This window comes from Yersinia entomophaga (assembly GCF_001656035.1).
Classification (GTDB): Bacteria; Pseudomonadota; Gammaproteobacteria; order Enterobacterales; family Enterobacteriaceae; genus Yersinia; species Yersinia entomophaga.
The window spans coordinates 3,493,050-3,511,923 of record NZ_CP010029.1 but is presented as its reverse complement, the minus strand read 5'-3'; the positions used below and the strand labels follow the sequence as shown (position 1 = coordinate 3,511,923).

The window sequence follows — 18,874 nt, the reverse complement described above, 5'->3', positions numbered from 1 at the left end:
CCTAAGAGTTACAGCAAACCGGCGCTTTTCAACGCTTTTTCCACTACCAGCTTGGCAGGGTCAGTCAGCGGCGTCATCGGCAGACGCAGAGTGTCATTTGCCATCAACCCCAGCGCCTTACAGGCCCATTTCACCGGAATTGGATTTGCTTCTACAAATAAATGCTGATGCAACGGCATCAAGCGTTGATTTAAACGGCGTGCTTCAGCGAAATCGCCTGCGGCCGCCAGGGCACAAAGCTGTGCCATTTCACGGGCTGCTACGTTCGCAGTCACCGAGATAACGCCTTTACCACCCAGTTGCATAAAGTCCAGCCCACTGGCATCGTCGCCGCCTAGCAGGATGAAATCTTCATCATCAACCAGCACTTGGATCTGACTTACCCGCGATAAGTTCCCCGTGGCTTCTTTTATCGCAACAATATTCTTAATTTTAGCTAAACGTGCAACCGTTTCCGGCAACATATCGCAACCGGTACGCGAAGGCACATTATAGAGAATCTGCGGCAAATCGGTACTTTCAGCAATAGCTTTAAAATGCTGGAACAAACCTTCCTGCATTGGACGATTATAATACGGCGTAACGGTCAAACAGCCAACGACGCCCGTATTGTTAAAACGTTTAGTAAGAGAAATGGCTTCCGAGGTAGCATTTGCGCCGGTTCCTGCAATGACCGGAATACGGCCATCGGCCAGATCCAAAGTCATCATCACCACATCCGCATGCTCGTCGTGATTCAACGTTGCAGACTCACCCGTCGTGCCGACGGAGACAATAGCGGCAGTTCCACTGGCCACATGATAATCAATCAGTTTTTTAAGGCTCGCACGATCGACAGCACCTTTGTCGTCCATCGGCGTTACCAGCGCAACTATACTTCCCGTAAACATCGGCCATCTCCTCCACAAACAAGTTCCTCATGGTACTTTTGACCTCTATCCAAAAGCAAGTAAACAACTGTGTTGTAAGCGCTTGGCAGCAGGTTTTTTTTATGTTTACCATGGTAACCCCATAGAGCGACACAGGAAGAGCGACTTTGCCGCAGCTTGATGAACATTATCTGGTCATAACCGCACTGGGTGCAGACCGCCCAGGTATCGTAAACACTATCACCCGCCATGTGAGCAGTTGCGGTTGTAATATTGAAGATAGCCGCTTGGCGATGTTCGGTGAAGAGTTCACATTCATCATGTTGCTCTCCGGTAGTTGGAACGCCATCACTCTGATTGAGTCCACTTTGCCGCAGAAAGGGGCCGAGCTGGATTTACTGATTGTGATGAAACGCACTAACGCGCAGGATCAGCAAGCCATGCCTGCTACCGTCTGGGTAAAGGTTGAAGTTAAAGATTCCCCACATATTATTGAGCGATTCACTAACCTGTTCCATTGTCACAATATGAACATTGCGGAACTGGTCTCAAAAACCCAGCCGGCAGAGGGCAATAATTCGCCTTTGCTACATATTCAGATCAGCGCCCACAGCCCTGCCAGCCAAAACAGTTCTATTATTGAACAAGCTTTTCATCAGCTATGTACAGAACTCAATGCGCAGGGCAGTATTAGCGTTGTGAACTACCCACAGCATGACGACCGAATGGAGAGTTAGTAATGAGCCCATTGAAAGCCGGTGATATTGCGCCAAAATTCAGTTTGCCCGATCAAGACGGTGAGCAAATTAGTTTGGCCGACTTCCTTGGACAACGCGTATTGGTTTATTTCTACCCGAAAGCGATGACGCCGGGTTGCACCGTCCAGGCCTGTGGCCTGCGTGACAACATGGATACATTGAAAAACGCCGGTGTAGAAGTGCTAGGTATCAGTACCGATAAACCCGAGAAACTTTCTCGCTTTGCAGAAAAAGAGTTGCTGAACTTCACTTTGCTTTCTGATGAAGATCATCAGGTTGCTGAACAGTTTGGCGTGTGGGGCGAAAAGAGCTTCATGGGGAAAACCTATGACGGCATCCATCGCATCAGTTTCCTGATTGACAGCGAAGGTAAGGTCGAACACGTGTTCGATAACTTCAAAACCACCAATCACCACGATATCGTGATGGCTTACCTACAGCAAAATGCCTGATTTGTCTGCCAACAAATAGGATTCAGATAAAGTAAAAGAGCGCCCAGGCGCTCTTTTTTATGGGTAATATTGGGTATTCGCCGACATTAATCAGCGTCAGGAATAAACTCTTCTGGCCAGGCATGAATCACCGCTTTCACCAGCGTCGCTAAAGGAATCGCGAAGAATACGCCCCAAAACCCCCACATTCCGCCGAAAATAATCACGGACAGAATAATGACCAACGGATGCAGATTCACCGCTTCCGAGAACAAAATTGGCACCAGCAGGTTGCCATCCAGCCCCTGAACCACCAGATAGGCCACGATGAGCGTCCAGAAATCGGCACCGATACCCCATTGGAACAGCGCCACCAGCACCACAGGAATAGTGACAATCACCGCGCCAATATAGGGAATCAGCACCGAGAAACCCACCAAAACCGATAACAGCAGCGCGTAGCGCATATCCAGGATAAAGAACACCAGATAGGTAGCAATACCCACAATCACCATTTCCATCACTTTGCCGCGAATATAATTGGTAATCTGTTGGTTCATCTCTTTCCATACCTGCCCCGCCAGGCCACGGTTACGTGGCAATACCCGGCGCACCGCATTCAGCATCTGTTCTTTATCTTTAAGCAGGAAAAACAGCATCAGCGGCACTAAAATCAGATAGATAGCCAATGTCAGCAGGCCAACTATCGAAGCCAGCGAGAATTTAACGACCGAGTCTCCCATGCCGGAAAGCTTACCGCGCATATTTTCCGCCATCATATCCACGATGCCAGCATCCACCAGTGCCGGGTAGCGTGACGGTAGGGTCTGAGCGTACGCATTGAATTGATTCAACATTTTCGGCATATCCGAAATCAGATTAATCCCTTGCTGCCACGCGGTCGGCGCAACCACCAACACCAACAGCATGGCGATACCGCCAAACAAAATCAGCACTATACTGGCCGCCCACAGTCGCGAACAGCCGATGCGTTGCAAACGAGCCGTTGGCCACTCCAGCAAATACGCCAACACAATAGCCACCAGCAGCGGAGCTAAAATGCCGCTGAAAAAATAAAGAATGCAGAATCCGGCCAGTAAAATAACCAGCAATGCAATGACTTGTGGGTCAGTAAAACGTCGGCGATACCACTGTAATAACATCTCTAACATCAGAGATTGCTCCTTGAAAACCATGACGAACCTGCGAAATACAGGTTTCTTTTGCGGCCCTTTAAGCACAGGGGAGAGCATTAATGAGTAAAACTAAGAATATTGCTAGGCAAAAGTTCCATTGTGCTGGTGAGCTAGCTAAGATAACAGACAATCTCGACACAAAGCCAAGGACAGAGCTTTTGAGATTTCTGATCGCTTATTTGTGATCCAACACGCGTTCGTGATGATTGTACTGGAGAGCAGAGCAGGGAAGAAGAACTCTTACGCATCACAGGCGTCAAAATCGTCATTACCTCAGTAGGGGCAGTCTCGTTTATGACACGTCTGTTAAGTAAAACAGTGATCGCCACATTGCTCACTACCCTGCTCTATTCTGGGATCGCGCCCGTTTCTGCCGAAACGCCGCAGGATCTGTTACCGGATATCGGCACCACCGCCGGCGGCACTCTCAGTATTAATCAGGAGTTGGCGATGGGCGATTTTTACGTCCGCCAGATGCGTGCCAGCACGCCGCTGATCGCCGATCCACTACTGACTCAATATATCAATCAGTTGGGAAACCGACTGGTGGCCAACGCCAACTCGGTGCGCACCCCTTTTCACTTCTTTATCGTCAATAATGATCAACTGAACGCCTTTGCCTTCTTTGGCGGCAACGTGGTGCTCCACTCGGCGCTGTTTCGCTATACGGATAACGAAAGCGAACTCGCATCGGTGTTGGCCCATGAGATTTCCCATGTAACTCAACGCCATTTGGCGCGTGCGATGGAAGAACAGCAGCGAATGGCTCCGCTGACCTGGGTGGGCGTACTGGGTTCGATACTTTTGACCATGGCCAGCCCGCAGGCCGGTATGGCAGGGCTGAGCGGCACGCTGGCGGGTACCCAGCAGGGTATCATCAGCTTTACTCAGGGTAACGAACAGGAAGCTGACCGCATCGGTATCGTGGTGTTACAGCGCGCCGGCTTCGATCCGCAGGCCATGCCGAACTTTATGCAGAAACTGGCGGATCAATCACGCTATGCCTCCAAACCGCCGGAAATGCTGCTGACTCACCCCTTGCCGGATAGCCGTCTCTCCGACGCACGTAACCGCGCCAGCCAAATGAAGCCGCACCCAGTGGCCTCATCACAGGATTATCTGTTTGCCAAAGTCCGTATTCTGGGGATGTATGGTTCCACCGAGTACAGCCTTAGCTCGGATTTGCTGGACACGCTAAGCAAAGGCACCACGCGGGAACAGCTCGCGGCCAAATACGGTCAGGCAATCTTGTTCTATCAGGCTAAGAAATATGATAGCGCCCGTAATGTGCTGCAGCCATTGCTGACCCAACAGCCAAACAATATCTGGTTTATCGATTTAATGACCGACATTGATTTGGGGCAGAATAAAAACGCGCAGGCGATTGCCCGGTTAGAGAAAGCCATTGCCAGCCAAAATAACGAGCCAGTCTTACAGCTTAACCTCGCCAATGCTTACGTACAGGGCGAGCAGCCAGCGGCGGCTAGCCGAATTCTGTATCGCTACACTTTCGCCCATCCGAACGATCCCAACGGCTGGGATTTGCTGGCTCAAGCCTCTGCAGCACAAGGTTTGCGAGATGAAGAACTCTCTGCGCGGGCAGAAAGTCTGGCGCTGAGTGGCAAACTACCACAGGCGATTGGCTTACTTGGCGATGCCAGCGCACGGGTAAAATTGGGCAGTCTGAAGCAGGCGCGTTACGATGCTCGCATCGACCAATTGCGCCAATTGAACGAACGTTTTCGTAAATACCAGAAATCCTGATGCGTTTAGGATGATTTTTTCAAGGAATGTAATAATGAACAACGTCACGATTTACCATAACCCGCGCTGCTCCAAGAGCCGTGAGACTCTGACTTTGCTGGAACAACGAGGCATTACGCCACAGGTGGTGCTGTATCTGGATACGCCGCCAAGCGCTGCAACGTTGTCAGAACTGCTGCAACAGCTGGGTTTCAGCGATGCCCGACTGCTAATGCGTACCAAAGATGAGTTATATAAAACGTTAAATCTGGCCGATAGCAGCCTGTCTCAAACGCAACTGTTGCAAGCCTTGGCGAATAACCCAAAACTGATTGAACGCCCGATCGTTATTCATCAGGGTAAGGCGCGACTGGGTCGCCCGCCGGAGCAGGTGCTTGAGATTTTATAATCCATTGAGATAGGTAACGATATTCAGTACAAGAATGGGCACCTTTCGGGTCCATTCTCGTTCAGTCGCTACAGCCCGAGAATATCTTTTACGAAAGGAATCGTCAGCTTACGCTGAGCAGTGATAGAGGCACGATCCAACTGATCCAGCGTCATAAACAAAGTGCGCATTTCCCTATCCAGTCGTTTCAACAGAAAACGGCCCACGTCTTCCGGTAGTTCAAATCCACGTAGTTTTGCTCGCAGTTGCAACGCCTGGAGTTTTTCATCGTCAGAGAGCGGCTGAAGCTTATAGATTTGCCCCCAATCCAGGCGAGAAGCCAGATCCGGCAAACGCAAATTAAGCTGACGCGGTGGCCGATCGCCAGTGATCAACAAACGAGTGCGTCCGGTTTCAACAATGCGGTTATACAGATTAAACATCGCCATTTCCCACTCATCGTCACCAGCAATACATTCGATATTATCGATGCAAACCAGCGCCAACTGTTCCATGCCATCCAGCACTTCAGGGACAAAATAGGCGCGCTTATCCAGCGGCACGTAGCCGACGGCTTCCCCTTGCTGCGATAGTTCGGCGCAGGCTGCATGGAGTAAATGACTACGTCCGCCGCCTTCTCGCGACCAAAAGTAGATATAACTACCGTGAGACTGATGAACAGCAGCCTGAATCGCAGCTAATAGGGATGGGTTCTCCCCCGGATAAAAACTCGCAAAAGTTTCATCATCGGGAAGATAAAGTGGCAGTGAAAGCTGTGCCGGCGTATTCAGAAGCACCTCAACCAAAACGGGCAAGAAAACCGAGAGAGCTTACCACAAAAATCAAAAGCTTCATAAAAACCATTTAGATCCTGAAAAAAGCGCCAAAGGGATCAATCTCGCCTTTCCCTGATATCACTGGCCGGTACCACCGAATAATCCCTCAGTGGCACCGGCACTTAGCTACTATTTCGCCGCTTGGTCTTCGGCAGATTCAATCACTTCTTCATCTTTCTGGATCAGGCTAAAGACTTTAAACAGCAGACTCAGGCCAATCCCCACCACCGTTGCTAACGCCATACCTTTTAGCTCGGTCGCGCCGATGTTTATCTTCGCGCCGCTAACGCCAATGATCAGGATCACCGAGGTCAGGATCAGGTTTTGCGCTTTGTTGTAGTCAACTTTAGATTCAATCAGTACACGAATACCGGATGCGGCAATCACGCCGTACAGCAGCAGGGAAACGCCGCCCATCACTGGAACAGGCACCGCCTGAATTGCCGCAGCCAGCTTGCCCACGCAAGAAAGCATAATTGCCAGAATTGCCGCGCCGCCGATCACCCAGGTGCTGTAAACCTTGGTAATGGCCATCACGCCGATATTCTCACCGTATGTGGTGTTTGGCGTAGAGCCGAAGAAACCGGAGATCACCGTGGAAATACCGTTGGCAAACATCGAACGATGCAGACCAGGATCGCGGATCAAATCTTTTTTAACAATATTCGCCGTCACGACCAAATGGCCGATATGCTCGGCGATCACGACCAATGCCGCCGGTAGGATCGTTAAAATGGCAAACCACTCAAAACGCGGAGTATAGAAAGTCGGTAAGGCAAACCAGTGGGCTTCCCGAATGGGCGTTAAATCCACCACACCCATGCCGAACGACAGCGCGTATCCTACCAGCACGCCAATCAGAATCGGGATAATGGCAAAAAAGCCGCGGAACAATACTGAACCGAGAATAGTCACACCCAGGGTTACCATCGAAATAATGATGGTCGTAGAATCCGCCGTCGCGCCTGCCGCTGGCAGCAATCCAGCCATACCGGCCGCAACCCCTGCCAGTTCAAGCCCGATAACCGCCACAATGGCTCCCATCGCCGCCGGTGGGAATAAGACGTTCAGCCAGCCAGTCCCCGCTTTTTTCACAATCATTGCAACCAAGCAAAATAAAACGCCGCACATAATAAATCCGCCCAGCGCCACTTCGTAGCCCAATGGCAATAACAGTAATACCGGTGAAATAAACGCAAAGCTAGAACCGAGATAGGCCGGAATTTTACCTTTACAGATAAATAAATACAGCAGCGTACCGACGCCGTTAAACAGCAATACCGTAGCCGGGTTAATTTTAAACAGAATAGGAACTAAAACGGTGGCACCAAACATGGCGAACAGGTGTTGAAAACTCAAGGGAATCGTTTGCAATAACGGCGGACGTTCGCTGACCCCTATAGTGCGACGGCTCATCTTCTCTATCCTCTGACTAGGTGATTGATATTCTTAGGCTGCGGAGCAAAAAAAAGCCGACTTCTCAGTCGGCTGGTAAAACTATTTAGTACCAAAAATCTTATCACCGGCATCACCCAAACCTGGGATGATATAACCCTGTTCATTCAATCCCTGATCGATGGAAGCGGTGTATAGCTCAACGTCCGGATGAGCGACTTCCAGTGCAGCAATACCTTCAGGTGCAGCAACCAGAACCAATACTTTAATACTCTGGCAGCCCGCTTTTTTCAGCAGATCGATGGTTGCAATCATAGAACCACCGGTCGCCAGCATTGGATCAACCACCAGCGCCATGCGCTCGTCAATGTTCGAAACCAATTTTTGGAAATAAGGAACCGGCTTCAGGGTTTCTTCATCGCGGTACACGCCGACAACGCTGATACGCGCGCTAGGAACATTTTCCAGCACGCCTTCCATCATGCCCAGACCGGCACGCAGAATAGGCACAACGGTAATTTTTTTCCCTTTAATCTGTTCAATTTCAACCGGGCCATTCCAACCATCAATAGTGACCTTTTCGGTTTCCAGATCGGCGGTCGCCACATAGGTCAGCAAACTACCCACTTCAGAAGCCAGCTCACGGAAGCGTTTGGTGCTGATGTCATTTTCACGCATCAGGCCAAGCTTATGTTTTACCAGCGGGTGTTTCACCTCAACGATCTTCATTATTTTTCTCCTATTAAGGCGGTTGACGGCCAAAAAAATCGCGAGATTATACCGCCTTTTTTTTTGAACGCCACAACCAATAGCCTGATTCAGATCAATAGAAACTGGATCTTAATTCTAGAACATGGAAAACAACGACTCCATCACAAGCCACTCGCAAACGTTTGCCTAGACTGTTAGAATTGCCGCGTTTTCTTCCAAAGCTCAAACAGCCAACCTCCGTGGGGACCTCGCAGTGACCGACAAAACCTCTCTCAGCTATAAAGACGCAGGTGTAGATATCGATGCCGGCAACGACCTTGTTGATCGCATTAAAGGCGTAGTAAAACAGACTCGTCGTCCGGAAGTTATGGGTGGATTGGGTGGATTTGGTGCCCTGTGTGCATTACCGCAAAAATACCGTGAACCTATTCTTGTTTCAGGCACCGACGGCGTTGGCACCAAGCTGCGTCTGGCGATGGACCTGAAACGTCACGATACCATTGGTATAGATTTAGTCGCGATGTGCGTTAACGATTTGGTCGTTCAGGGCGCAGAGCCGCTGTTCTTCCTCGATTATTTCGCTACCGGAAAACTGGATGTGGATACCGCAGCCAGCGTGATTACCGGTATTGCCGAAGGCTGTAAACAGTCTGGCTGCGCGCTGGTAGGCGGCGAAACCGCTGAAATGCCGGGCATGTACCACGGCGAAGATTACGACGTTGCCGGTTTCTGCGTTGGCGTTGTCGAAAAATCCGAAATTATCGACGGCAGCAAAGTGGCTCCCGGCGACGCACTGGTTGCGTTAGGCGCCAGCGGCCCGCATTCCAACGGCTACTCTCTGGTACGTAAAATTCTGGAAGTCAGTAAAACCGATCCTGAGCAAACGCACTTGGCAGGCAAATCTCTGGCGGACCATTTGCTGGAACCAACAAAAATCTATGTAAAATCTATCCTTAGTCTGATCGAGCAACTGGAGATTCACGCCATTGCCCACCTGACCGGCGGCGGCTTCTGGGAAAACATCCCACGGGTTCTGCCAGAAGGCACGCAGGCGGTAATCGATGAATCCAGTTGGGAATGGCCAGCAGTATTCAGCTGGTTGCAGCAGGCCGGCAACGTGAGCCGCCACGAAATGTACCGCACCTTTAACTGTGGCGTGGGTATGGTTGTCGCCTTACCTGCCGAACTGGCAGATAAGGCGGTTGAACTGCTGACCGCTTCCGGCGAAAAAGCATGGAAAATCGGTACGATTGCTGCATTGCCAGAAGCAGCAGAGCAGGTTGTCATCAATCCGTAACGGATCAACAAAAAGACGGATAGCGGTAGCTTCTATGAAAAAAATCGTGGTTTTGGTTTCTGGTCAAGGCAGCAATCTGCAAGCTCTGATGGACGCACAGCAACAAGGGCGACTGGCGGGTACGATTTGTGCGGTTTTCAGTAATAATCCGCAGGCTTACGGTCTGGAGCGCGCGACGCAGGCCGCGATTCCTGCTCATGCGCTAGATGCCAAAACTTTCCCTGACCGTGTCAGCTTTGATTTAGCGCTGGCTCAGGCTATTGATGCCTATCAGCCGGATTTGCTGGTGCTAGCTGGCTATATGCGCATCCTTAGCCCGGAATTCGTACAGCATTACGCTGGTCGAATGCTGAATATCCATCCATCGCTGCTGCCTAAGTATCCGGGTTTGCACACTCACCGTCAGGCTATCGAAAACGGGGATACGGAACACGGCACTTCGGTGCATTTCGTGACCGAGGAACTGGACGGCGGGCCGGTTATCTTACAGGCAAAAGTGCCCATTTTTTCTGAAGATAGCGAAGATGATGTGATTGAGCGAGTGCAGGCGCAGGAGCACAATATCTATCCGTTGGTGGTCAGTTGGTTTACCGAAGGACGATTGGAAATGCGTGAGAACGCCGCCTGGTTGGATGGTAAAAAGCTGCCCTTACAGGGTTACGCAGCCGACGAATAAAAGCTACTGCCGGTTTTATGCTAAAAGGGCCATGTGATATGGCCCTTTTTTGATCCCAACGTTCCAATGTTGTTTTCTGGCCGCCGGTAATCAAGGGTTAGCACATATCGGGGAACAGTATTCTATCCGTCACCAGATGGCTATTTGGGCACAAAAAGATTAAATCCAGTTGCGATTCAGCCTGTAACTGATGGGCTGTTCCCGGCGGTATACAAAAGATATCCCCTTGCTTAACATCATGATTTCTTAAGTTTACCAACTTCTGGTTTTCCACATCCCCCAGGTACATTCGCCCCTCTCCAGCCAGAATGATATACCACTCCTCGCCGTGAAAATGGGCATGGCATCCCACCTTTTTACCCGCTGCGATACGCGTACCGAAACTATTCAGCGCCTTCCCTTTCGCCAACTCCGCAATACCAATACCAACCACTGGATCAACTACCGCTTTGGTTATTTCTTGAGAAAAAGCTTTAATCACCTCTGTCCCCTTAAAGATTTATCAGCTAATACTGGCTGTATTTATCCAATCATTTTCAGTTAAAAATGGATGAGCATCATTGAAAGCTTAGCAGGATCAATGGCTGATGGCAGGAAAGCGGTTTATTGCTTGATTCAAGGCAATGAGTCAGTTTAAACCATAGAACAAGGTATTCACTTATCGAATATCAACCGGAACTTGCTCCGATTACAGCTGTGAACTAATTTTGACTTTAAAGAACGTATTTGAGCTTTTCCACGACAAGATTGGTGTGGGTTGCGAAAGCTAAATCTTTCGGTTTATTCTCACTCGCCATAACGGTTCCCGAGCAAGGTTGGCGCGCAAATGGGGGTCTGAAAACGCCTCTCGTACACTCCTCGTCAAGCGAGCCGCGTTTGAGCGGGAACGAATCGCGGTACGCCGTCAGTAGAGACTCAAATCATTATTGATGATAAACCTTACCCCAACATCTAAAGGAATATCTCCTCTCCCACGCCCTATGTGGTTATAATTCCCTCGCAGCGTCCGCTGTTTTATTTATTATTTCGAGGAATCCGCATGTCTAGCACTACCAGCGTCAGGCTACGTCCGATGGAAAGGGATGACCTGCCGTTTGTTCATCAGTTAGATAATAATGCCAGCGTTATGCGCTATTGGTTTGAGGAGCCTTACGAGGCTTTTGTTGAACTGTCTGACCTGTACGATAAACATATCCATGACCAGAGCGAACGCCGGTTTATTATCGAAAGTCAGGGGACAAAAGTCGGGCTGGTGGAATTGGTGGAAATCAACCATATTCACCGTCGGGCAGAATTTCAGATCATCATTGATCCCGCCCATCAGGGCCAAGGTTATGCAGGCACCGCAGCCAAACTGGCAATGGAGTACGGTTTCTCCGTATTGAACCTGTATAAACTGTATTTGATTGTTGATAAAGAAAATGAAAAAGCCATTCACATTTACAGCAAGCTGGGCTTTAAAAGCGAAGGCGAGTTAATCGACGAGTTCTTTATCAACGGCGAATACCGCACGGTTATCCGTATGTGTATTTTCCAACCCCAATATTTGACAAAATATAAAACTCCGGCGATCAAAACGCCTTAACCGCTATACCGGAGCCATGGGCTCCGGTGTTATTTTGCGCAGATAATCCTAACCAATCGAATCTTAGCCATAACGTCCGGTAATATAATCTTCCGTCCGCCGCATGGCCGGTGAGGTAAATAATCCATCGGTATCGTTGTATTCCACTAGGCAACCTTGATGGATAAACGCAGTGTAATCCGAAACCCGCGCCGCCTGCTGCATGTTATGAGTGACCAAAACCACGGTATAGTGCTGTTTTAACGAAGTAATCAACTCTTCTATGGTCAAGGTCGAAATAGGATCCAACGCCGAAGTAGGCTCGTCCAACAGTAAAATTTCCGGTTCGATGGCAATCGCTCGAGCAATGACCAAACGCTGTTGCTGGCCGCTGGAAAGACGGAAAGCATTCTCCCGCAATCGATCTTTCACCTCGTGCCATAACGCCGCGGCGCGTAAAGCACGCTCCAGAGCTTCATCCAAAACCCGTCTGTCGCGAATTCCTTGCAAACGCAGGCCGTAAACCACGTTCTCATAAATGGATTTAGGGAAAGGATTTGGCCGTTGGAACACCATACCCACACGACGGCGCAGCGCCGCAACATCGACCTTTTTTCCGATGATATTTTCAGCACCAATTCTGATTTCGCCGTCCATTCGACAATGTTCCAACAGGTCATTCATTCGGTTAAAACAACGCAATAACGTCGATTTACCGCAACCGGAAGGCCCAATAAGCGCAGTGACCCGATTTTTAGGGATACGCAGAGAAACATCGTGCAAAACCTGTTTTTCACCATAAAACAGATTGAGATGCTCTACCGCCAGCGCGGTATTTTCATCGCTCAGGTGCCGTACATCCAGTACGGGCAAGGCGTCCGGTATCATCAGTCCCATAAGGTTTCCTGCGAGTTAAATAATGTCATTACAGCATCAGGCCACGGTATTTTTCACGTAAATGATGGCGTATTCCCATCGCGGCTAAATTCAGCCCAACCACAATAACAACCAGCAGTAACGCCGTTGCAAATACCAGCGGACGCGCGGCTTCAACGTTCGGACTTTGGAATGCCATATCGTATATCTGGAAACTCAAATGCATGAATTTTCGTTCGAGATGCAGAAAAGGGAATACACCGTCTACCGGCAATACCGGTACGGATTTCACCACGCCAACCAGCATTAGCGGCGCGGTTTCCCCCGCCGCACGAGCCACGGCCAAAATCAGGCCGGTGATCATCGCCGGAGCCGCCATCGGCAACACAATATGCCACAGCGTTTCGGCTTTGCTGGCTCCTAGCGCCAGTGACCCCTGACGCAGGCTGGCAGGTATGCGCGATAACCCTTCTTCGGTAGAAACAATCACTACCGGCAGTGTCAGTAACGCCAAGGTTAATGCCGCCCACAGTACGCCAGGCGTGCCAAAGGTCGGATTAGGCAATGCCTCCGGATAAAATAACTTATCCAGCGAACCGCCGATAAAATAGACGAAGAAGCCCAGCCCAAAGACACCGTAAACAATAGAGGGCACGCCCGCCAGATTCACAACCGCAATGCGGATTGTACGCGTTAACCAATTGCGTTTGGCATATTCATGGAGATAAACCGCGGCGATAACCCCAAACGGCATCACCATAATTGACATCAATATAACCATCAGCACCGTGCCAAAAATCGCTGGGAATACGCCGCCTTCGCTATTGGCATTGCGCGGACTGTCGGTCAGAAATTTATGTCCCTGCCCCGCCATATGCCTGACTTTTTGCCAGAAAGTCATATTGTTGGGATACCAAGCTTTACTGATTTGGCTGAGGGAAATCGGGTGTATCTGACCCTGCATATCTTTGAGCAACAGCGTATAGCGGTTTTGTTCCGCGCGCAGGCCCTGCAAAGTTGTCGCCAATCCATCGTAATGACGCTGTACCTCTCCGCGTTCAGCGCGTAGGCGATCTTGCGCTCGTCCGTCCAGCTTACCGGCGGTTTGCAGATGTTTCTCCTGCAAACGCAAATTCTCAACCTGTTGGTTAAGTATGTTCATCTGGCGGAACTGAATATCATCCCCTTGCCTGACCAACGCCTGCACCTGCGGGATCCGTTTTTGCAGCTCCAGCGGAATATTATCCCCCACCAGCGGCTGCCCGTTATCCAGCATCCCGGCCATAAAACCGTAGGCTGTACCGTGATTCAAACGGCTAAGCACCAGCAAATCTTTCGGCTGGCACCGCTGTACAATATCGCTGTCAAGCAAGGTCTGAAAATCGTGCCCCTGAAACTCCCGATTACCGGTTTTAATCAGATAACGCGTCACAGAATCACGTCCGTCCGCTAGAGGAATCCCCGCCGTTGCCAGCTGTTCCCGTGTGATCTGCTGCTGCTGATAGATTTCTCCGATCAAGCTGACCAGCCCGGCACCGCTTTGTTTCAGCTCGAACTGATAAACCGGCGCAGGCCAGAAATAACGCATTCCCTGCCCTGCCAGCAACAATATGATACCCAGCAAGGCCAACAGGCTGATGCTGACCGAACCGGCCGTCAGCCAGATCCAGGGCGAGCCTGATTTAAACCAGCTTTTCATCACGCATCCCGCTCCGTTTGATAGCGTTCCCGCAGCCGAAGCCGTATCGCTTCGGCCAGGGTATTAACCACAAAAGTGAACATAAACAGCACCAGAGCGGTAAGGAATAGCACCCGATAATGGCCGCTGCCCACTACCGCCTCCGGCATTTCTATGGCGATATTCGCCGCCAGCGCGCGCAGCCCTTGGAAAACGCTGCCGTCAATAATTGGCGTATTACCGGTAGCCATTAACACGATCATGGTTTCCCCCACCGCCCGGCCAAAACCAATCATTAACGCCGAAAAAATACCGGCAAAGGCCGAAGGCAGAACCACTCTCACCACGGTTTGCCACGGCGTCGCACCCAAGGCCAGTGACCCCTGAGTCAGGGACGGCGGCACGCTAAACAGCGCGTCTTCTGCCAGAGAAAAAATAATGGGAATTAAGGCAAAGCCCATCGCTATGCCGACCACCAGCGCATTACGCTGATCGTAATTATCTCCCAGCCATTCATTGAGCGGTAAGCCGAGCGTCCACTGTGCCAAATGCGGCCCCAGCATCAAAGTCAGCCAGCCAGTGACTAAAATAACCGGCAGCAACACCACAACATCCCAACCGGCAGCTAGGCGCCATTTAATTCGCTCAGATAGTTTTGCGCTGCTCCAACCGCACAGCAGAATAGCCAGCGCCAGTAAGAACGGTAATAGGAGAATGCCCGCTAGATATTGCTCAATCACCGGCGCTAGCCAGATACCGGCAATCAAACCAATCACTACCGTAGGCAATGCTCCCATAACTTCAATCGCCGGTTTAATCACTCGCCGCAGTCCAGACTGCATAAAATACGCAGTATAAATCGCACCGGCCAATGCCAAAGGCACGGCGAATAACATGGCGTAACCCGCAGCTTTTAGCGTGCCAAAGATAATCGGGATCAGGCTGAATTTAGGCTGGTAATTATCATTCGCCGACGTAGATTGCCAAACATAGGCAGGTTCCGGGTAGTTTTCGTACCATACTTTCTGCCACAGGCTGCGCCAGGTGATATCCGGATAGGCATTATCAACGCGGTAATAAGACCAGTTAGCGCCGTTTTCCAGCAATAGTGCGTTACCCCACGGGGAAAATGCGGCATGACTGATGCCTTTAGCCACTTTTTCCTGCAATAAAGGAGAGGTTTGAATGCTGGAAAATAGCGTTAACTCTCCCGCTGGAGTCACTGTGGCAAAAACCCGGCGGTGATCTTCCACGCTCAGCAGCCCCATTGCCGAAGAGAACTCGCGAATACGAGTAAGATGTGGCGGTTTATCCTGAGGCTCCCGGGTATGTGGCACGTCAAACCACTGAGACAAACGCCCCTGCGGCGAATGTACCAATAGCGATTTCCCGCCAGCTAACAGCGCTAAGTGCAGCGGCTCCTGCTGATCCAGCGCGACTATTTCCCGCAGTTTGGGGCGATTATCCAACTGGTAAAGATAAACCTGCGTCGCTGACAGTAAGTACAGCCAGTGGCCATCGGGACTTAACAACAGTTGATCTATCCGCGTCGGGGATTCCGGCAGCGGCGTGATTTTTCGTTCGGTTTCAGTGAAATTCCCGAGCAAAACCCGCCCGTCATCAGTGCTGGCTGCCAGCGTGAATTGCTGTGATTGTGGCTCCGCTACGGCGATATGTCGCAACGGACGTCCTTTTTCATCCAGCGGCTGCGGCTGATCGCCCAAAGGGAAATGCCAGTGAGCGCCGCCGCTAAAATCCGGCCGAACCAATATCAGGCTACCGTTACTCAATCCCAACGCCTGCAATCCCGAAGCCTGTCCCAATGAAGTAGGAGGAGCGGAAAGTACCTGAGTTGCCAGTAACGTCCCTTCAGCCTGCTCACCTTCCGGCTGGAGGCGAATAAAAGCGCCGTTGCCCTGAGCATCGATGCGCCACAGCTTTTCCCCTCGGGAATCCATTCCCATACTTAAGGTGGAGGCGCTGGGGGTCACGGGAAATTGAGCGTGCAGGCTAATCGCCGCCGGTTTAAATAACGGCAGCACCGCATACAGCAGGTAGACAAAAATTAGCATCAGGGTCAGTAGCACCAGCAGGCCGCTACCGCTCACCATCCTGCCTACCACGCGGTCAATCATAGCCCGGCGGCGATCTCTGCCTGAAAGTGGTACTACTCTGCTTTGCCCCATGCCCTACACTAGATCCTATAGATGATTTATATAACTCATTCGCCCTTGCGCGCTGAGATGACCGAGCATCTTATGTCAGTTTTATGGCGTTTGCATGACAATGTTAACTAATGATATCTGTTGGACTTTCCTGTCAATCTCTCGCAATAATGTCTACGGACACTAAATACTCCCACAAAAATCTGAATGGAGTTGCAATGGGTCAGGAAAAGCTCTACACCGAGAAAGAACTCAGCTGGTTATCCTTTAACGAACGGGTATTGCAGGAAGCTGCGGATAAGAGCAACCCGCTAATAGAGCGGATGCGCTTTCTTGGCATTTACTCCAATAATCTGGATGAATTTTATAAAGTTCGTTTTGCCGACTTAAAGCGGCGAATTCTTATTAGCGAAGAGCAAGGCTCTGGCGTGTCCTCTCGCCATTTGCTAAAGAAAATTCAGGCCAAAGTGGTCAAAGCCGATCAGGAATTCGACAGCCTGTATAACGAACTTCTGTTGGAAATGGCGCGGAATCAGATTTTCCTGATCAATGAACGCCAGATTTCTGAGAACCAGCAGATTTGGCTCAAACAATATTTCAAACAGCATTTGCGTCAGCACATTACGCCGATACTGATCAATCACGACACCAATCTGGTGCAATTTCTCAAAGACGATTACACCTATCTGGCGGTTGAGATTATCCGCGGGCAGGAAATCGCCTATGCGCTGTTGGAAATTCCTTCCGATAAAGTGCCGCGCTTCGTTAATTTGCCACCAGAAGCTCCGCGCCGTCGCAAGCCAATGATCTTATTGGATAACATTCTGCGTTATTGTCTCGATGAAATCTTTAAAGGCTTCTTCGATTACGATGCGCTCAACGCTTATTCGATGAAAATGACCCGCGATGCGGAATACGATCTGGTTACGGAAATGGAGTCCAGCCTGCTGGAGTTGATGTCATCCAGTCTGAAGCAGCGTTTAACCGCCGAGCCGGTGCGTTTTGTTTATCAGCGAGATATGCCCGATGAAATGGTGGAATTACTTCGAAATAAACTCGGTATTTCCAATGATGACTCCGTCATTGCCGGTGGCCGTTATCACAATTTCAAAGACTTCATCGGCTTCCCTAACGTAGGGAAAAGCAATCTGGTGAATCGCCCGATGCCGCGCCTACGCCATATTTGGTTTGATAAATTCCGCAACGGTTTTGACGCGATCCGTGAGCAGGATGTGCTGCTGTATTATCCTTATCACACCTTTGAACACGTGCTGGAATTACTGCGTCAGGCGTCTTTCGACCCCAGCGTGCTGGCAATCAAAATCAATATTTATCGCGTCGCCAAAGACTCACGCATTATTGAATCTATGATTCACGCCGCCCATAACGGTAAAAAAGTCACGGTGGTGGTGGAGCTACAGGCGCGTTTCGATGAAGAAGCCAACATTCACTGGGCCAAAAGCCTCACCGCCGCGGGCGTACACGTTATTTTCTCTGCGCCAGGGCTGAAGATTCACGCCAAATTATTCCTGATTTCCCGCCTGGAAGGCGACCAAATCGTCCGTTATGCTCATATAGGGACGGGTAACTTTAACGAGAAAACCGCGCGTATTTATAGCGATTACTCGCTGTTAACTGCCGATGCACGCATTACCAATGAGGTTCGCCGGGTATTTAACTTTATTGAGAACCCTTATAGGCCAGTTAAATTCGACAATTTGATGGTATCACCGCAAAACTCGCGCCTGATGTTGTATCAATTGATTGATCAGGAAATCATCCATGCACAGGCGGGAGAAAGCGCCGGGATCACGCTGAAAATTAATAATTTAGTAGATAAAGGACTGGTTGATCGGTTATATAGCGCCTCCAGTGCTGGCGTGAAGATTCGTTTATTGGTACGCGGAATGTGTTCTTTGATCCCCAATATGCCGGGCATCAGTGAAAATATCCAGGTCACCAGCATCGTTGACCGCTTTCTGGAACATGACCGCGTTTACGTATTTGAGAATAAAGGCGACAAGCTGGTTTATCTCTCATCAGCGGACTGGATGACCCGAAATATTGATTATCGTATCGAAGTGGCCGTTTCCCTGCTGGATTCGAAACTGAAACAGCGAGTGTTGGATATCTTAGAGCTACTGTTCAACGACACGGTAAAAGCCCGTTATATTGATAAAGAACTGAGTAATCGTTATGTACCGCGCGGAAATCGGCGCAAAGTACGTGCACAGATTGCCATTTATGATTATTTAAAAGCGCTGGAACAACCAGAGCAATAGGCCTAAAAC

The 18,874-nt window shown here is 50.1% G+C and carries 17 protein-coding genes; 8 read left to right on the top strand and 9 right to left on the bottom strand.

The features are described 5' to 3' along the window. Nucleotides 1-8: 8 nt before the first annotated feature. Nucleotides 9-890 (bottom strand): 4-hydroxy-tetrahydrodipicolinate synthase, encoded by an 882-nt coding sequence (dapA, locus tag PL78_RS15800; protein ID WP_049596881.1) that lies wholly within the window; start codon nt 888-890, stop codon nt 9-11. 146 nt (nt 891-1,036) lie between these two features. Here dapA and PL78_RS15795 point away from each other — a divergent pair, with 146 nt between their 5' ends. Further along, a complete protein-coding gene (locus tag PL78_RS15795; protein ID WP_064516950.1) occupies nt 1,037-1,606 on the top strand; it encodes a glycine cleavage system transcriptional repressor in 570 nt (189 codons plus the stop codon). A gap of 2 nt (nt 1,607-1,608) precedes the next feature. Then, nucleotides 1,609-2,079 (top strand): thioredoxin-dependent thiol peroxidase, encoded by a 471-nt coding sequence (gene bcp, locus PL78_RS15790; protein WP_064516948.1) that lies wholly within the window; start codon nt 1,609-1,611, stop codon nt 2,077-2,079. 86 nt (nt 2,080-2,165) lie between these two features. Here bcp and PL78_RS15785 read toward each other — a convergent pair whose 3' ends face one another. After that, nucleotides 2,166-3,230, bottom strand: a complete 1,065-nt coding sequence (locus PL78_RS15785; protein ID WP_064516946.1) for an AI-2E family transporter — start codon at nt 3,228-3,230, stop codon at nt 2,166-2,168. 318 nt (nt 3,231-3,548) lie between these two features. Here PL78_RS15785 and bepA point away from each other — a divergent pair, with 318 nt between their 5' ends. After that, nucleotides 3,549-5,018 carry a beta-barrel assembly-enhancing protease gene (gene bepA, locus PL78_RS15780; RefSeq protein ID WP_064516944.1) on the top strand — a complete coding sequence of 490 codons (1,470 nt, stop codon included), beginning with the start codon at nt 3,549-3,551 and terminating at the stop codon, nt 5,016-5,018. Between the two features lie 34 nt (nt 5,019-5,052). Next, nucleotides 5,053-5,406: an arsenate reductase (glutaredoxin) gene (arsC, locus tag PL78_RS15775; RefSeq protein WP_064516942.1), complete on the top strand. Its 354-nt coding sequence runs from the start codon at nt 5,053-5,055 to the stop codon at nt 5,404-5,406. A 68-nt stretch (nt 5,407-5,474) separates the two neighbouring features. Here arsC and hda read toward each other — a convergent pair whose 3' ends face one another. The 3 genes from hda to upp form a co-directional block, all read right to left on the bottom strand. Next, nucleotides 5,475-6,182, bottom strand: a complete 708-nt coding sequence (gene hda, locus PL78_RS15770) for a DnaA inactivator Hda (protein ID WP_049597169.1) — start codon at nt 6,180-6,182, stop codon at nt 5,475-5,477. 168 nt (nt 6,183-6,350) lie between these two features. Next, nucleotides 6,351-7,637, bottom strand: a complete 1,287-nt coding sequence (uraA, locus tag PL78_RS15765; protein WP_064516940.1) for a uracil permease — start codon at nt 7,635-7,637, stop codon at nt 6,351-6,353. A gap of 81 nt (nt 7,638-7,718) precedes the next feature. After that, nucleotides 7,719-8,345 (bottom strand): uracil phosphoribosyltransferase, encoded by a 627-nt coding sequence (gene upp / locus PL78_RS15760; RefSeq protein WP_064516938.1) that lies wholly within the window; start codon nt 8,343-8,345, stop codon nt 7,719-7,721. 235 nt (nt 8,346-8,580) lie between these two features. Here upp and purM point away from each other — a divergent pair, with 235 nt between their 5' ends. Beyond that, nucleotides 8,581-9,624, top strand: a complete 1,044-nt coding sequence (gene purM, locus PL78_RS15755; protein ID WP_064516936.1) for a phosphoribosylformylglycinamidine cyclo-ligase — start codon at nt 8,581-8,583, stop codon at nt 9,622-9,624. A 34-nt stretch (nt 9,625-9,658) separates the two neighbouring features. Next, a complete protein-coding gene (purN, locus tag PL78_RS15750) occupies nt 9,659-10,300 on the top strand; it encodes a phosphoribosylglycinamide formyltransferase (RefSeq protein WP_064516934.1) in 642 nt (213 codons plus the stop codon). Between the two features lie 97 nt (nt 10,301-10,397). Here the strand turns inward: purN and PL78_RS15745 are convergent, their stop codons facing one another. Beyond that, nucleotides 10,398-10,781 carry a cupin domain-containing protein gene (locus tag PL78_RS15745; protein WP_064516933.1) on the bottom strand — a complete coding sequence of 128 codons (384 nt, stop codon included), beginning with the start codon at nt 10,779-10,781 and terminating at the stop codon, nt 10,398-10,400. A 558-nt stretch (nt 10,782-11,339) separates the two neighbouring features. On the opposite strand from PL78_RS15745, the gene speG reads away from it, so the two are divergent. Next, complete coding sequence (speG, locus tag PL78_RS15740) at nt 11,340-11,885, top strand: spermidine N1-acetyltransferase (protein WP_064516931.1); 546 nt, start codon at nt 11,340-11,342, stop codon at nt 11,883-11,885. A gap of 63 nt (nt 11,886-11,948) precedes the next feature. Here speG and pstB read toward each other — a convergent pair whose 3' ends face one another. From pstB to PL78_RS15725, 3 genes are read right to left on the bottom strand one after another with little or no spacing between them, the layout of a single operon-like run. Continuing rightward, nucleotides 11,949-12,761 (bottom strand): phosphate ABC transporter ATP-binding protein PstB, encoded by an 813-nt coding sequence (gene pstB, locus PL78_RS15735; RefSeq protein ID WP_064516929.1) that lies wholly within the window; start codon nt 12,759-12,761, stop codon nt 11,949-11,951. A gap of 28 nt (nt 12,762-12,789) precedes the next feature. Beyond that, nucleotides 12,790-14,439, bottom strand: a complete 1,650-nt coding sequence (gene pstA / locus PL78_RS15730) for a phosphate ABC transporter permease PstA (protein WP_064516927.1) — start codon at nt 14,437-14,439, stop codon at nt 12,790-12,792. Beyond that, nucleotides 14,439-16,604, bottom strand: a complete 2,166-nt coding sequence (locus PL78_RS15725) for an ABC transporter permease subunit (RefSeq protein ID WP_064516925.1) — start codon at nt 16,602-16,604, stop codon at nt 14,439-14,441. Before PL78_RS15725 ends, pstA begins: the two co-directional genes overlap by 1 nt. A gap of 197 nt (nt 16,605-16,801) precedes the next feature. Here PL78_RS15725 and ppk1 point away from each other — a divergent pair, with 197 nt between their 5' ends. Beyond that, nucleotides 16,802-18,865 carry a polyphosphate kinase 1 gene (gene ppk1 / locus PL78_RS15720; protein WP_064516923.1) on the top strand — a complete coding sequence of 688 codons (2,064 nt, stop codon included), beginning with the start codon at nt 16,802-16,804 and terminating at the stop codon, nt 18,863-18,865. Nucleotides 18,866-18,874 lie beyond the last annotated feature (9 nt).